The sequence below is a fragment of the Neisseria sp. KEM232 genome (assembly GCF_002237445.1).
GTDB lineage: Bacteria > Pseudomonadota > Gammaproteobacteria > Burkholderiales > Neisseriaceae > Neisseria.
Map to the genome: position 1 here is coordinate 455,870 of NZ_CP022527.1, position 14,474 is coordinate 470,343.

Genomic DNA, 14,474 nt, shown 5'->3' on the forward strand with positions numbered 1-14,474 from the left:
CCGCTTTACAAACGGCAGGCATAACAAAAGCGGCCGGAAAAACCGGCCGCTTTTTCTGGCGGATTGCGATTAGCTCAGGTTGCGTTCTACTTCGATCAGCGAACGGCGGGCCAAAGCCAAGTTGGATTTGGAGTGATCCAGTACGGAGTACAGGAACAGGCCTTCGTGTTTTTTCAGCGGGCGGATCAGGTGGTACTGTTTGCCCAAGGTGATCAGGATGTCTTCGATTACGTCGTTGATGCCGAGCATTTTCATGGTTTTCATTTTGGCGCTCACCACTTCGGTGTTACCCGCAGCAGCGATTTCCAAGTCGATTGAGGGCGAACCGCCGCCGGCCAGCATCATGCCGCTTTCGAAATCCACAACGGCGGCAGCCAGTGCGCCGTCAACATTCAACATTTCCGATACCGCTTTATCGTAATTCATAATAAACTCCAAAGATAACAAGTTAGTAAGAGGAACCGGCAGCTCTATCGGCGAAGCCGGCATATTCCGTTTGTTTCGATAATGTGATGTGGTTTTTATACCGGACCGCCCGGCGACGATTACCGCGCTTGTGTGTGCGGCGGTAAAGTTGTGCGCAGTATATGCCTGCGTTTTAATTAAGTAAACCGCACAGGCAGGCAAACTGCCTGTGCGGTACCTTACCATTTATCCTGAAAATCTACCGATTGTCGGTTTGGCGAAAAATATTCTATAAAAAACAACCATCAAGAATTGATTAAATTTTAGACATTTATTTTTGTAAAAAATGGTTAATTCGTCATTTGAAACAACACTTTGGCATTTATCCGGATTTGTCGGTATGATTCTGCCGCACCCTTTGCGGGGTTTGCGGCCGGTTTATCCGATCAATCTGTCAGACAAAAAGGAGATGCGATGAAGCTTTATATTTACGACCACTGCCCGTTCTGCGTCCGCGCGCGCATGATTTTCGGCTTGCGCGGCCTGCCGGTTGAAGAGGCCGTTTTGTTAAACGACGACGAAGCCGCGCCCATTGCGATGATAGGCGCGAAGCAGCTGCCGATTCTGGAAAAAGACGACGGTTCGTTTATGGGCGAAAGCCTCGATATCGTGCGCCACATCGATGAAACGGCAGGAAAAGGCCGTCTGAAAGAAGACATCCGCCCCGAAATCCAAGCTTGGTTCGACAGGGTCACCCAATACTCCAACAAGCTTATCCAGCCGCGCGACGTGCTGGCGGGTTTGCCCGAGTTTGCCACGCAGTCGGCAATCGATTATTTCACCGAGCGCAAGGAAAAGCTGATCGGCAGCTTTGCCGCCAACCTCGAAAAAACCGAAGGGCTTTTGGCGCAGCTTGCCGGCGATTTGGCCGAGCTGGAAGCGCTTGTGGTTTCGCCCGAAGCGCTGGGCGGCGTTTTGGGCATGGAAGACATCATCGTTTTTCCGATTCTGCGCAACCTCACCATCGTGCGCGGCTTGCAGATGCCGCCGAAAACGGCCGACTATGTCCGCCGGATGTCGGCTTTGAGCGGTGTGCCGCTGCTGGCGGACAAGGCCGTCTGAAAGCGCAACTCCGACAAAGTTAAAGGCCGTCTGAAAACAGGTTTCAGACGGCCTTTCTGTTCAAACTGTAAGCACATCGGGCTACCCGCCCAAAACGGCACTCATAACGATACGGCTTTCCTTAGTCGCCCGTGCTAGCGGATAAACGAAGGCATTTTCTGCATTCTGCCGCCGTTTTTATTGGGGAAGATATATGCGGGGTCTTCGTAGCGGCAGGTCGGATCGGTCATCAGATTGCATGGTGTGGCGCATGAAGCTGGCGCACCGGGGACGGGTATGCAGTTTGTGCCGCCGTGGTGTTTGCAGGAAGCAACCGCTACTTTTTTGGCAAACTCGCCGGTGGGGCCGTAGCCCATGTCGTTCATGGGCTTGCCTTTATAGCCTTGCGACATGGCAAAACACAAGTTGCTGTAAATAATATAGGTTTGGCAGTTTTTGCCACCGTTTTGACGGCATTGTTTTACTGCATCTGCCGAAGCGGCTTCGGGGGTGTCATAGGCTTTATCGGTTACCCATATCATTTTTATCTCAGGGGAAGCGGCATATGCGCCCCATTTGCGCGGCCGCATTTTACGCTTGGACAATTCTGCGGCGGACGGCAGTTTTTCCATGTCTTCCACAATGGGCATCATATTTTGCACTTGGTCTGCAGAGGGGCCGTTGCTGCCTCTGGCAGCCTGCATCAGTTCGTAAGCAAGCGAGCCCTGGCAGCCGGACAACAGCAGGCTGAGCGCACCGGCCGCCAGCAGGTGTTTTTTGTTCAACAAGATACAACTCCTTTCAGATAATAATGGTCAAAACAGGTATCGCCGTGCGGCACGCGATTATACAAGGTTCATATCGCTTTCGCCTCCGCAGCCTTATAATGCGCGGCTTGAGCGTCCGTTGATTTTATTTTTGCTAAGGGAAATTATGTTGTCACCAAAATCCGCTTTATTATTGGCCGCTGCCGTGCTGACGCTTGCCGGTTGCGAAAGGGTGGACAAAATTATGAATGCCGACATCTCGCCGTACGGCGCAATCAACGCGGCGCGCAGGGGCGTGGCCGGCGCGCGTTTCAAAGGCAAGCACATTGTTTCGGCGTATGCGGAATTCGGCAAGGCCGACGATATCCAGCACGGAATTATCCAGGAAGGCAAACTCAAAGGGCAGGAAGGCTACATTTACACCTGGACGGATGTCAGCCAAAACAGCGAATCGACCCATTATCTCGGCAGCGGCTACCACAGCAATGGCGATCGCACCGATTACTACGAGCGCGGCGTAACCAATTTCACCCGCTACCGCTATTTCATTACCGACACCAACCACGTTATCCGCGATTACAAAGAAAGCGAGCATCGGTCGCGGGTGCGGTAGGTTTTGCCTCAGGCTAAAAGCAGCCTGAAAGTATGGTTGGGATTTTAAAAGGCCGTCTGAAAAGGGTTTCAGACGGCTTTTTTTGTTTTCAGGCTGCTTGGGTTGTCAGAACCAATATTTTCCAACAACCGAGCTCGGCTTGCGCCAACCGTTGCCAACCGTTGTTTAGCGTTTTTCCAATTCCGCCTGCCAGTTTTCCAGTTCGCGCAAGTCTTCGGTTTCGTCGGCGGCCAGTTTGGCAGCTTTGCGTGCCTGGTTAAACAGCGCGTATTGTTCTTGGGCGAACAGCTCCATTTGGCGGTGCGTGCGGCCGCCTTTGTCTTGCAATACGGGGAAACCGTTGAAACCAATCAGACTATCCACATTGCCGCGCCAGAAATCCAGCGTCAGGTCTTGGCGGTTTTTCACGCGCAGTTCCGCGCTTTCCAAGAAAATCATCACCAAACGGTTGAGCGTGTCCAACTCGTCGGCAGACAGATAGTTTTTCGCCACCACAATATCGCCTTTACGCACTATCCTCCCTTTCCATGAGGTCAAGCCCATATTCGGCAGCGCGGCATCGGCGCGGGTGCAGACCAGTTCGGCCGCCGTTTGGCGGGTAACGGCGAAAATCAGCTTGTTTTGCGTTTCGGCAAAAAACATCTGCGCCGCCTTATCGGTTTTGTCGTAGTCGCTGGATAGGGCGAACAAATCGCGCACTTTCTGATAAAACCGTGCTTCGCTGGCACGGATTTCGCGGATTTCCGCCAGCAGTTCGTCAAAATAATCTGTTCGCCCCTGCGGGTTTTTCAGCCGTTCTTTATCCAACACAAAACCCTTGTCCAAATAAGCGCGAAGCTGCGTATTTGCCCAACGGCGGAACTGCACCCCGCGCGGGCTGCGGACGCGGAAACCGACTGCCAGAATCATATCCAGCGCGTAATGCTTGACCTGATACTGCTTGCCGTCTTGGGCAGTTATTAAGAAATCCTTAATAACTGAAACCTCGTTCAACTCTTTGTCTTCCAATATGTTTTTAATATGCGTAGCGATATTGGGCACAGAGGTGCTAAAAAGTTCGGCAAGCTGGTTTTGCGTGAGCCAAGCTTCGCCGTCGGACACCAGCAGGGAAACATGGCTTTGGCCGTCGTCGGTGTTGTAGATGATTAGGTTGTCCATAGGAATTCCGTTTGCGGCAGCCTGAAAGTAGGGACGGTTTCAGGCTGCTTGGGGTTGTGGAGTTGCCGATGGTATTTTAGCTGTATCCCAGCGGCGAGGCAGCCTGAAAACAGGGAGGCCGTCTGAAAGAGCAGTTTCAGACGGCCTTTTGGTAACTTGGGTTGAAAATCTAACACAAAACAGATGATTTAACAGTTTTGTTGGGTCTTGACCCAACCTATGCTTGTTTAATTGGGTTATCCATGCCCATAACATTCAGGGCATGGATCCCCATCAACAAAGCCTGAACCACTACAATAGCTACAATCTTCAGGTTCATATTCATCATGAAAATTTTTAATATTAACTTCAATTATCTCATCTTCTATTGTTATATGATACGAATCTTCCAGATATTGATTAAGCAACATAATGAAATCATCTAGACTAAAATTCGGATGATTTGTTTTAAAGCCTATTCTATCAAATCTTAGTTGCTCAAAATAATCTATTTTGTATAATCCATAATGCACTACGTCTTTATAGTATTCACAATAATCTTTCTCTAAGAAAGATACTCTTCTCTTTCTGTAATCAGACATATCAGTAACTTCATCTTTGGATATGCCTAGTATTTTCATAATAAATCCATACTCCAATCTCTCCATGTTATTATTCGCTTCTAAATACTTATCTTGGAGAAATTGATCCCTATAGTAATCATATCCATCACGAGATTCATTGTCGTACATAATTATTTCTTTCTGTCTTAAATTCTTGAAAGTTGATTATACCATATTGTTATTTTTAAGCAGCTACCCTTTCAACCTCGTCAACTGCCCTTCCACTTTCCCCATCTTATCCACCAACTCCGCCAAATCCGCCCTATCCTTCTCCACCAGATGCGCGGGGGCTTTGTCGGTGTAGCCGGGTTTGGAGAGTTTGGCGTTCAGCTTGTCCAAAGCCTTTTGCAGTTTTTCGGCTTCTTTGGTCAAACGCGCGGTTTCGGCGGCTTTGTCAATTTCCACTTTGAGCATCAGGCGTGCGCCGTTGCAGACGGCGACGGGGGCGTCTTCGGCTTCGGGCAGTTTGTCCACCAGCTTGGCTTCGGTGAGGCGGGTGAGGGCGGGCAGGTATTCGAGGCAGTCGGCCAAGTCGCTGCCGCCTTCGACAAACAGCGGGGCTTTAACGTTTGGCGCGATGCCCATTTCGCCGCGCAGTTTGCGCACTTCGTCGGCCAAATCTTTCAGACTGGCCATTTTGTCAAAGGCGGCGGAGACGATTTTCTCCGGGTCGGCTTCGGGGTAGGCGGCGAGCATGATGCTGTCGCTGTGTTTGGCGTTGGCCAGCGGGGCGACGGTTTGCCAGAGTTCTTCGGTGATAAAGGGCATGATGGGGTGCAAGAGGCGCAGGATGGCTTCGAGTACGCGCACGAGGGTGCGGCGGGTGGTGCGTTGGGTGGTGGGGCAGCCGGTTTGGATTTGCACTTTGGCAAGCTCGATGTACCAGTCGCAGTATTCGTTCCACACGAATTCGTATAGCGTTTGCGCGGCCAAGTCGAAGCGGTAGGTTTCAAAGGCTTCGGCAACGGCGGCTTCGGCTTGTTGCAGTTTGCCGATAATCCATTGGTCGGCAAAGGTAAACGCCAATGGCTGCATTTCGTCTTGGCCGCAGTCTTGGTTTTCGGTGTTCATCAACACGAAGTTGGTGGCGTTCCACAATTTATTGCAAAAGTTGCGGTAGCCTTCGGCGCGTTTGAAGTCGAAGTTTACGCTGCGGCCGAGGCTGGCGTAGCTGGCCATGGTGAAACGCAATGCGTCTGCCCCCATGGCGGGGATGCCTTCGGGGAACAGTTTTTCGGTGGTTTTTTTCACGGCGGGGGCGGTTTCGGGCTTGCGCAGGCCGGTAGTGCGTTTGATAAGCAGTTTTTCCAAGTCGATGCCGTCAATCAAATCGACGGGGTCGATGACGTTGCCTTCGGATTTGGACATTTTTTTGCCTTCGTGGTCGCGCACGATGCCGTGGATGTACACGTCTTTAAACGGCACTTTGCCGGTGAAATGCGTGGTCATCATAATCATGCGGGCCACCCAGAAGAAGATGATTTCGTAGCCCGTTACCAAGACATTGCTGGGCAGAAAGGCTTTGAGTTCGGGCGTTTCAGACGGCCAGCCGAGCGTGGAGAAGGGCACGAGGGCGGAGGAGAACCATGTATCCAATACGTCTTCGTCGCGGGTGAGTTTCAGGCTGTCTGCCTGTTTTTGCGCGTCTTCTTCGCTGCGGGCAACGTAGTAATTGCCGTTTTCGTCATACCACGCGGGGATTTGGTGCCCCCACCAAAGTTGGCGCGAGATGCACCAGTCTTGGATGTTGTTCATCCATTGGTTATAGGTATTGACCCAGTTTTCGGGGATGAAGCGTACCGCGCCGCTGTCCACCGCCTTTTTCGCCTTTTCCGCCAAACTCAGGCCGCGGTATTCGCTGTTCGGCTCGATGCCCTGCGGCTTGGCATTCATGGCGACAAACCATTGGCTGGTCAGCATCGGTTCAATCACTGAGCCTGTACGGTCGCCTTTGGGCGTCATCAGCTTGTGCGGTTTGATTTCCTGCAAAAAGCCCTGTTCTTTCAGGTCGGCCACGATTTGTTTGCGCGCGGCAAAGCGGTCCAAGCCTGCGTATTGTTCAGGCAGCCTGAAACCCGGTTGCGCTTCGCCTTTGTAGTTGAACACTTCGGCATCGCTCAGGATTTTTGCTTTTAAATCAAACACGTTTACCAGTTTGGTGTCGTGGCGTTTGCCTACTTCGTAGTCGTTGAAATCGTGCGCGGGGGTGATTTTCACGCAGCCTGTGCCGAAATCTTTTTCCACGTATTCGTCGGCAATCACGGGGATGGTGCGGCCGGTGAGCGGCAATACCAGCTCTTTGCCGATAAAACGCGCGTAGCGTTCGTCTTCGGGGTGCACCGCTACCGCCACGTCGCCCAGCATGGTTTCGGGGCGGGTGGTGGCGACGATAAGGCCGTCTGAACCGTCGGCGAGCGGATAGCGGATATGCCACATCGAGCCGTCTTCTTCCACGCTTTCCACTTCCAAATCGGATACCGCCGTACCCAGCACCGGGTCCCAGTTCACCAGCCGCTTGCCGCGATAAATCAAGCTCTGCTCAAACAGGCGCACGAATACTTCGGTAACCGTCTCGGCGCGCACGTCGTCCATCGTGAAATACTCGCGCTGCCAGTCTGCCGAGCAGCCGACGCGGCGCATCTGCTGCGTAATCGTGCCGCCGGAGAGGTTTTTCCACGCCCACACTTTTTCCAAGAATTTTTCACGCCCCAAATCGTGGCGCGACACGCCTTCGGCGGCAAGCTGGCGCTCCACCACAATCTGCGTGGCAATGCCCGCGTGGTCGGTGCCCGGAATCCACGCGGTGTTGCGGCCTTTCATGCGGTAGTAGCGCGTGAGGCCGTCCATAATCGTCTGGTTAAACGCGTGCCCCATGTGCAGCGTGCCGGTTACGTTGGGCGGGGGAAGCTGGATGGCAAACGAGGGTTTCGCCAAATCCATATCGGGGGCGAAATAGCCTTTGCTTTCCCAGTTTTGGTAGTGTTTGCTTTCGATGTCAGAGGGGGAGTATTTGTCGAGCATGGGGAGGTTTCTGTATTGATTTGAAAACAGCGGATTATAGCGCAAAGGCCGTCTGAAAAAAGCAATCCCCAAGCGGCGCGGCGCTTGGGGATATGGGTTTGGGAAGTGGATACATCGCTGTTTCAGGGATTTTCTGTTTTTTCGAGTTGTTTGAGCAGGCGGTGGTAGGTTTCGGCTTCCTGTTCTTTAAGCAGTTTGAGCAGGTGGTAGTCGCGACCGTTTACTTTTTCCAAATCGACGCGCTCGATGTGTACCAGGCGCAGCAGCTCGCGCACGGGCTTGGGCATATTACGGCCGGATTCGTAGCGGGAACCGCCGGATTGGGTAACACCGATTTTGCTCCAGAATTCGCTTTGATTCAGGCCGAGCTTTTTCCGTATGTCACGGATGTTTGACAGTTGGGGAAATGTAGACATTCTTAACTTCCTTAACAAATAACAGACTTTTTTCTTAATGCGGTGCGGAAATCCGACTCTGAGGGACGGTTTCCTACCCATTTTCACGTGTGGGAATTATAGAGACGGGATATTCGGATTTAAACCCTGTTTTCAACAACTTAATCAAAATTTAAAATCTATCTGACTATGCCAACCAAAACATTTAATTCCGATACTTATCCATACCGAAATTAATCATTACAAACAAACCTTATCCGAACCAAACCGAATCTTGTGTGTAGTATAAAGTAACCGAGCCGAAAATAAAAGGTTATTTTTTAGAACAAACGGCGCAAATCAGTATAATTTAAAAACAATAACGCCGTGTGACTATACCACCACGGCGCTCTGTTTTTTTACACTGCTTAACGTTTTGTTTTCTCTGCGGCTTACGGCTTGCCGCTTGCGGGGCTGACGGTGAGGATTTCGTATCCTGTTTCGGTCACCAGCACCTCGTGTTCCCACTGGGCGGAGAGCGAGCGGTCTTTGGTGACCACTGTCCAGCCGTCGGCCAGGATTTTCAGATGGCGTTTGCCTTGGTTGATCATCGGTTCGACGGTGAAAATCATGCCGGGTTTCAACACCAGCCCATGTCCTTTGCGGCCGTAGTGCAGCACCTGCGGTTCGCAGTGGAATTCGCGGCCGATGCCGTGGCCGCAGAATTCCTGCACCACGGAATAGCCCGCGTTTTCGGCCACCTGCTGGCAGGCATGGCCGACGTCGCCGAGCGTGGCACCGGGTTTGACTTCGGCGATGCCCGCCATCATGGCTTCGTGCGTCACGTCGATCAGTCGGCGGGCGACGGGGGAAATCGTGCCGACGGCGTACATGCGGCTGGAATCGCCGTGGAAGCCGTCTTTTTTGATGGTGACGTCGATATTGACGATGTCGCCGTTTTTCAGCGGTTTGTCGTTGGGGATGCCGTGGCAGATAACGTTGTTGACGGATGTGCAGCAGGATTTGGGATACGGCGGGTTGCCGTAGTTCAGCGGCGCGGGATAGCCGCCCTGTACGTTGACGTGGTAGTCGTAGATGAGTTTGTCGATTTCGTTGGTGGTGACGCCGGGTTTGACGAATTGGCCGATGTAGTCGAGCGCTTCGGCGGCCAGGCGGCCGAGTTCGCGCATTTTTTCGATTTCTTCGGGGGTGTGGATGATTACTGCCATAGCGGTTTTGCCGTTTATCAATCAATAAATAATGAGGCGGCGATTATAGCGCGAAACGGCAAAGGCCGTCTGAAAGCGGGGTTTCAGACGGCCTTCAAACTGCGGCGGCTCAAGGGCGGAAGGAATCGGTTTGGCAGACGAAGCGGTAGGCGCCGATGGCAAAGCCGTGGCGAAAATAGAGGCGGTGCGCTTCGGCGCGTTCGAGACCCGCATCGGCAGCGGCGTGGATTTGTGCAATGTTTTCGGCCCGCGCGAACGCGGCCACGGCTTGCAGCAGCAGGCGGCAGCAGCCGCGCCCGCGCATCTGCGGCACGGTAACCAAATCATCAATCAGAATATGCCTGCCCGCCGAGAGGCTGGTGGCGGTGCGCAGGCCGCATACGGCGACGGCGTTGTTTTTGCCCGCTTCAAACACGCCGAACAAGCGGTAGCCTTCGGGGCGCTGGCCGTTGTCCACCTGCTCGGCGAAGCGGTTGGCATCGGTCAGCTCGGGGCGCAATACGCTTAACGCGGGGAAGGCCAGCTTGGTGTCGCCCGCTGCAATTTCGCGCACGATCAGGCTGTGTTCCGCCTCTGTTACGGGGGCGGGCTGCGGCGCGGGGGCGCTTTGTTCCGACACGGGCGCTGCGGCGGGCGGCTGTTCGCGCGTCAGGGCGGCGAGGCCGTCTGCATCGAGCACCTGCAAATCGTTGTCGGCGGCAAAGTCCATCAGGAAGCGGAACATCGGCGGATTGATGGTTTCCAACCTCGTACCCACGGCGACGCTGCGCACTTTGCCGACCAGAAGCGGCCGCACCCATTCGTGGTAGGACAGGCGGTTGCCCTTGTCGAACGACGACAGGATGCCGCACAGGCGTTCCGCCCAATCGCTCGGACGGAAGACTTTGCCTTTGCAGGTTGTGCCGTAGATAACGATTTCGTCGGGGTTGGGGGTGAACATCGCGGCCTCTTTTCTTGGTTTTTTCGCAGACTGTGAGGGGGCGGATTATAGCGCAGGAGGAGGACAGGCGCAGCCGCGCGCCAAAGGCCGTCTGAAAGCGGATCTCCAATGAAGTTGGCACAGAAAACGCGTTTCAGACGACCTTTTTGTTCCGGTGCGGGAAAAGTTACGGAGGCTTGTAAACGCCGTTTGCGTGCAGGCGGGAGCGGACTTTGCCTGCGCGGATTCGTCACACGAGCTCAATATAACGGCATCCGTTTCCGGCGCTTCCTTCGCTGGGACATTGAGGCCGTCTGAAACGCGCCCGTACGGTTTTAACTTCGTGAAATCCTTGCTTTCAGACGGCCTGAACACGGCGCGGCAACGGAGCGGGAACGCGTTTTCAGACGGCCTTAAAGTGTTCCCATACCGGCCGGCAGCCTTTCGGCAATTCGGGACACGCGCCGAGGATGCCGCCGGAGAAGTCGCCCAAGCGGTGGAAATCGCTGCCTGCGCTGGCGAGCAGGCCGTAGCGTTCGGCGAGCAGGGCGTAGTTGAGGCTGTCGTTTTTGCTGCAGCTGCCGCTGTGCACTTCGATACCCGCGCCGCCCAAGGCTTTGAATTCTTCAAACAGGCGGCGTTTGGCGGTGGCGGAAAAGCCGTAGCGCATGGGGTGGGCAACCACGGCGAGGCCGCCCGCGCCGTTGACGGCGGCCACGCAGTCGGCCAGCTCTGCCCATTGGTGCGGCACGGCGCAGGATTTGCCCTCGCCCAGATATTTGGTGAACGCCTGCTGTTTGTTGCGGACATGGCCTTGTTGGATAAGGAAGTCGGCGATGTGGGTGCGGCTGACCATTTCGGGGTTGGCGGCCAGCGCGAGCGCGCCTTCGTATGCGCCGACGATGCCTTTTTTCTCCAGCTTGGCGGCGATGGCTTCGAGGCGTTTCAGACGGCCTTGGCGCACGGCGGCAAGCAGGTTTTGCAGCGCGGTGTTGTTCTCGTCAAAATCAAGGCCGACGATGTGGACGGTGTTGCCGTGCCACGTTACCGAGATTTCCACGCCGCTGACAAAGCGCAAACCGAGCGCGGCGGCTTCGGCGCGGGCTTCGGCGAGGCCGCCGGTGTGGTCGTGGTCGGTGAGCGCGAGCAGGGTGCAGCCGTTTTGATACGCGAGGCGCACGACTTCGGCGGGGCTTAAGCGGCCGTCTGAAACGGTGGAATGGCAGTGCAAATCTATCATAATGTACTTTCAGACGGCCTCATTATTTTGATTTTCCAACTGTTTTTTCTGTGCGTCGTAGGCCGCTTTTTCGCGGCGGTAGATTTCAAAAGTGCAGGCATCGCCGCATTCGCTGCCGCAGCATTCCCAGTCTTCGGGGCGCACGGGTTCGGGCAGCAGATTTTCAGACGGCCTCATATCAGGCTTCGGGGTCGCAGCCATTGGCAATCTCCAATCTTGCGCCGTCAAACTCAATCACTTCGCCGCCGTGTATTTTCGCCGTTTTGCGTGTTTCCACTTCGCCGTTACGCAACACGTTTCCCGCCGCAATCAGCATTTTCGCCTGCCCGCCGCTTTCGGCCAATCCGGCGAGTTTCAACAGGTCGCACAGGGCGATGTATTCTTTGTCTTCCAAGTAAACGACGGCTTCCATAGATAATCCTTTTTAGAAATGAACGGATTATAGCGTATATCAACCGCATTCGGCGACCTTGACAGCGCGGATTGCACTCAACTATGATTCGCTTAATATATAAAATTTTTTATATATTTAACTCAGGAGATGAAGCCATGAAAAAAAACGTCGGCACGCTTGACCGCATTATCCGCATCGTATTGGGTTTGGCCTTAATCGCCGCCGCCGCCACAGGCACAATCGGCTGGTGGGGCTGGATAGGCATCGTGCCGCTGGCCACGGGGCTGATGTCGAGCTGCCTTTTATACGGCCTGCTCGGCATCAACACTTGTCCGGCGGACAAAAAATGAGCGCGGCGAATCTGCCGCGTATCGGCGCAAACGAAGCGGGCAAACTGGGCGGCAAAGTCTTGTTTGTCGATATACGCAGCGCGGCCGAATACCGGCGCGAACACATCGCCGAGGCCGTCTGCATTCCCGCAGCCGAGTTGGCCGCCAAACCCGATGCCGCCGCAAACGCCGATACGCTGGTGTTTTACTGCCTGTCGGGCATGCGTACCACGCAGGCAGCGGGCGCTTTGGCCGCAGTGGCAAACGGGCGCACGGCCTATATTCTGGACGGCGGTTTGCAGGCATGGAAAAAAGCCGGCCTGCAAACCGTGGCCGACCGCAGCGCGCCGCCCGACATCATGCGGCAGGTACAAATCGGCGCAGGCTCGCTGGTGTTGCTCGGCGTCATCGGCGGCGCGTTTCTCTTGCCCACGCTGTATTGGCTCTCTGCCTTTGTCGGTGCGGGGCTGCTCACGGCGGGGCTGACCGGGTTTTGCGGCATGGCCAAAATCCTGGCGCGGATGCCGTGGAATCGGCTTTGAAGCAAAGCTGGTACAATCTGTTTCCATGCTTTCAGACGGCCTTTTGCGCAAGACCCAAAGGCCGTCTGAAAACGTTTTTCCGATTTAAAAACACGCACAAACCCACATTAAAATGAACACCGAAAATCCCCCCTACGAAGAAGCCGCCGCCTTTTTAAAACTGCTGGCCAATCCCAACCGTTTGGCCGTGTTGTGCAGCCTGCACGATGCCCCGCGCAACGTCACCGAGTTGGCCGAAGCCGTCGGCCTGCCGCAGGCCGCCATGTCCGCCCAACTCGCCCTGTTGCGCGAAGCCGGGCTGGTGGCCTGCGAAACCAAACACCGCGAGCGGCTCTATTCGATTGCCGACCCGCGCGTCGCCGCCACCATCGAGCTGCTTTATTCGTTTTTCTGCACCGATAAGGCCGTCTGAAAGAGCAGTTTGGCAAAAGGCCGTCTGAACGCCCTACTCCGCCAAACCGGCACAAAGGCTGCGGAAATAAGAAGAGGCCGTCTGAAACTTTTTTCAGACAGCCTCTTCTTATTTTTGAGTCAGGCAAACAGCCAATGCAGAATCTGTATCAGCACGATGGTGCAGACGGCGGCGACGGTGTCGTCGAGCATCACGCCCAAGCCGCCTTTGACGCGGCTGTCGGCCCATTTGACGGGCTGCGGTTTGGCGATGTCGAAAACGCGGAACAGAATAAAGGCCAGCAGCCACCAGCCGAAGCCCTGCGGCACGCAGGCAAGCACCAGCATCATGGCGGCAAATTCGTCCCAAACGATGGCGCGGTGGTCGGTCTGCCCCAATTCGCGGCTGACGGTATCGCAGATGCGCACGCCGACAGCAAACAGAATCAGCGCCAAAACCAGCAGGGCGGTGCGGCTCATGCCCATTCCCAAGAGCAGGCCGGAGACGAAAACGGCGGGCAGCGTGCCGAAGGTGCCGGGGGCTTTGCCGGCCAGGCCGGTGCCGAAGCCGAGACCGAGGATGCGCACGGGGCGGCGCATCATCCATTCCCAAGAGGGAACGGCGGGTTGTTGCGTTTGCGACATGGATTTTCCTTCCGTAAAAATGGTTTGGACAATCGGGCGTTGCGCCCGTGTGTTGCGCTGCCGAAGCGCTTGGGTTTGCCGTATCCGTTTTTGAATCGGGAAATCGGTTCTGCCGAAGCTGCGCTTTCAGACGGCCTATTGCCGTACAGGCGCGGGAAACGGGGCAGGCAGAACAGGCGGCGGCAGGGCGTGATTATAGCTTTTCACGCCATGCGCTTAAACCGTTCGGAGGCGTTCTGCGGCGTTTATCCTGTGGTTTGATGATTTGGAGCAAAAGAAAACGGGGCTTGCGCCCCGTTATTCGGAATCTGTCAGATGACTTCCAGCACGAAATACTGTTTCAGTTTTTCGTATACCTCGTCGCTGACGTTGATGCAGCCGTTGGTCATGATGCGGTCGGCAGCCACAGGCGATTGGATGCGCTCCAAGCGGCGTTCGGACGGTTTGAGCGTCCAAACGCGGTGCAGGGCGAACAGAAAATCCTTTTCCTGCTTGAAACCGATGATGTCGCCGCCGTAGCCGCGCTTGTCGGTTTTGTAGATTTTCATGTCGAACACGCCTTTCGGCGTGGTTTTGCCGACCAGAACGGGATGGCATTGGCCGTTGTCGGCAAAGCACAATTCGGCTTTGGCGGTATCGACCACGACTTTGCGGCTCTGCTTGAAAGCATCAATGCTGCCGGAAGCGGAAGCGGCAACGCTTCCTCCCAGCAGCATCACAAACCATAAGGTTTTCAGCATACAAC

The 14,474-nt window shown here is 54.8% G+C and carries 19 protein-coding genes; 5 read left to right on the plus strand and 14 right to left on the minus strand.

Annotated elements, in window-relative coordinates; translation table 11 throughout:
- Positions 1-69 precede the first annotated feature (69 nt).
- Positions 70-426 (minus strand): hypothetical protein, encoded by a 357-nt coding sequence (locus CGZ77_RS02145; protein ID WP_036496229.1) that lies wholly within the window; start codon positions 424-426, stop codon positions 70-72.
- Between the two features lie 453 nt (positions 427-879).
- On the opposite strand from CGZ77_RS02145, the gene grxB reads away from it, so the two are divergent.
- Positions 880-1,527, plus strand: coding sequence for a glutaredoxin 2 (grxB, locus tag CGZ77_RS02150; protein WP_009426456.1), 648 nt, complete (start codon positions 880-882; stop codon positions 1,525-1,527).
- Positions 1,528-1,661: 134 nt separating this feature from the next.
- Here grxB and CGZ77_RS02155 read toward each other — a convergent pair whose 3' ends face one another.
- On the minus strand, positions 1,662-2,294 hold the full coding sequence (locus CGZ77_RS02155; RefSeq protein WP_009426457.1) for a DUF4189 domain-containing protein: 633 nt from the start codon (positions 2,292-2,294) through the stop codon (positions 1,662-1,664).
- Positions 2,295-2,439: 145 nt separating this feature from the next.
- On the opposite strand from CGZ77_RS02155, the gene CGZ77_RS02160 reads away from it, so the two are divergent.
- Positions 2,440-2,886: a hypothetical protein gene (locus CGZ77_RS02160; RefSeq protein WP_009426458.1), complete on the plus strand. Its 447-nt coding sequence runs from the start codon at positions 2,440-2,442 to the stop codon at positions 2,884-2,886.
- A gap of 165 nt (positions 2,887-3,051) precedes the next feature.
- Here the strand turns inward: CGZ77_RS02160 and CGZ77_RS02165 are convergent, their stop codons facing one another.
- From CGZ77_RS02165 to CGZ77_RS02200, 10 genes are all read right to left on the minus strand, one after another.
- A complete protein-coding gene (locus tag CGZ77_RS02165; protein ID WP_009426459.1) occupies positions 3,052-4,044 on the minus strand; it encodes a virulence RhuM family protein in 993 nt (330 codons plus the stop codon).
- On the minus strand, positions 4,032-4,220 hold the full coding sequence (locus tag CGZ77_RS11945) for a hypothetical protein (protein ID WP_009426460.1): 189 nt from the start codon (positions 4,218-4,220) through the stop codon (positions 4,032-4,034). The genes CGZ77_RS02165 and CGZ77_RS11945 overlap by 13 nt, the downstream gene beginning before the upstream one ends.
- Positions 4,221-4,280: 60 nt before the next feature.
- Positions 4,281-4,775, minus strand: a complete 495-nt coding sequence (locus CGZ77_RS11950; RefSeq protein WP_009426461.1) for a hypothetical protein — start codon at positions 4,773-4,775, stop codon at positions 4,281-4,283.
- Positions 4,776-4,838: 63 nt separating this feature from the next.
- Positions 4,839-7,667: a valine--tRNA ligase gene (locus CGZ77_RS02170; RefSeq protein ID WP_009426462.1), complete on the minus strand. Its 2,829-nt coding sequence runs from the start codon at positions 7,665-7,667 to the stop codon at positions 4,839-4,841.
- 122 nt (positions 7,668-7,789) lie between these two features.
- Complete coding sequence (locus tag CGZ77_RS02175; RefSeq protein WP_009426463.1) at positions 7,790-8,083, minus strand: DNA-binding transcriptional regulator; 294 nt, start codon at positions 8,081-8,083, stop codon at positions 7,790-7,792.
- Between the two features lie 410 nt (positions 8,084-8,493).
- A complete protein-coding gene (gene map, locus CGZ77_RS02180; RefSeq protein WP_009426464.1) occupies positions 8,494-9,270 on the minus strand; it encodes a type I methionyl aminopeptidase in 777 nt (258 codons plus the stop codon).
- Positions 9,271-9,379: 109 nt separating this feature from the next.
- The gene (locus CGZ77_RS02185) at positions 9,380-10,210 is read right to left on the minus strand and encodes a GNAT family N-acetyltransferase (protein ID WP_009426465.1); all 831 of its coding nucleotides are present in this window, start codon (positions 10,208-10,210) and stop codon (positions 9,380-9,382) included.
- 382 nt (positions 10,211-10,592) lie between these two features.
- Positions 10,593-11,429, minus strand: a complete 837-nt coding sequence (locus tag CGZ77_RS02190) for a PHP domain-containing protein (RefSeq protein ID WP_009426467.1) — start codon at positions 11,427-11,429, stop codon at positions 10,593-10,595.
- 9 nt (positions 11,430-11,438) lie between these two features.
- On the minus strand, positions 11,439-11,630 hold the full coding sequence (locus CGZ77_RS02195) for an oxidoreductase-like domain-containing protein (protein ID WP_009426468.1): 192 nt from the start codon (positions 11,628-11,630) through the stop codon (positions 11,439-11,441).
- Positions 11,608-11,841, minus strand: a complete 234-nt coding sequence (locus CGZ77_RS02200; protein WP_009426469.1) for an RNA-binding S4 domain-containing protein — start codon at positions 11,839-11,841, stop codon at positions 11,608-11,610. Before CGZ77_RS02200 ends, CGZ77_RS02195 begins: the two co-directional genes overlap by 23 nt.
- A gap of 137 nt (positions 11,842-11,978) precedes the next feature.
- Here CGZ77_RS02200 and CGZ77_RS02205 point away from each other — a divergent pair, with 137 nt between their 5' ends.
- The 3 genes from CGZ77_RS02205 to CGZ77_RS02215 all read left to right on the plus strand — a co-directional run bounded on the left by CGZ77_RS02205 (position 11,979) and on the right by CGZ77_RS02215 (position 13,106).
- Positions 11,979-12,173, plus strand: a complete 195-nt coding sequence (locus CGZ77_RS02205; RefSeq protein ID WP_036496236.1) for a DUF2892 domain-containing protein — start codon at positions 11,979-11,981, stop codon at positions 12,171-12,173.
- Positions 12,170-12,694, plus strand: coding sequence for a rhodanese family protein (locus tag CGZ77_RS02210; RefSeq protein ID WP_009426471.1), 525 nt, complete (start codon positions 12,170-12,172; stop codon positions 12,692-12,694). Before CGZ77_RS02205 ends, CGZ77_RS02210 begins: the two co-directional genes overlap by 4 nt.
- Before the next feature lie 112 nt (positions 12,695-12,806).
- The gene (locus tag CGZ77_RS02215; RefSeq protein WP_009426473.1) at positions 12,807-13,106 is read left to right on the plus strand and encodes a helix-turn-helix transcriptional regulator; all 300 of its coding nucleotides are present in this window, start codon (positions 12,807-12,809) and stop codon (positions 13,104-13,106) included.
- A 119-nt stretch (positions 13,107-13,225) separates the two neighbouring features.
- Here the strand turns inward: CGZ77_RS02215 and CGZ77_RS02220 are convergent, their stop codons facing one another.
- Complete coding sequence (locus CGZ77_RS02220; protein WP_009426474.1) at positions 13,226-13,729, minus strand: phosphatidylglycerophosphatase A; 504 nt, start codon at positions 13,727-13,729, stop codon at positions 13,226-13,228.
- Positions 13,730-14,040: 311 nt separating this feature from the next.
- Positions 14,041-14,445, minus strand: coding sequence for a murein L,D-transpeptidase (locus CGZ77_RS02225; RefSeq protein WP_369799226.1), 405 nt, complete (start codon positions 14,443-14,445; stop codon positions 14,041-14,043).
- Positions 14,446-14,474 lie beyond the last annotated feature (29 nt).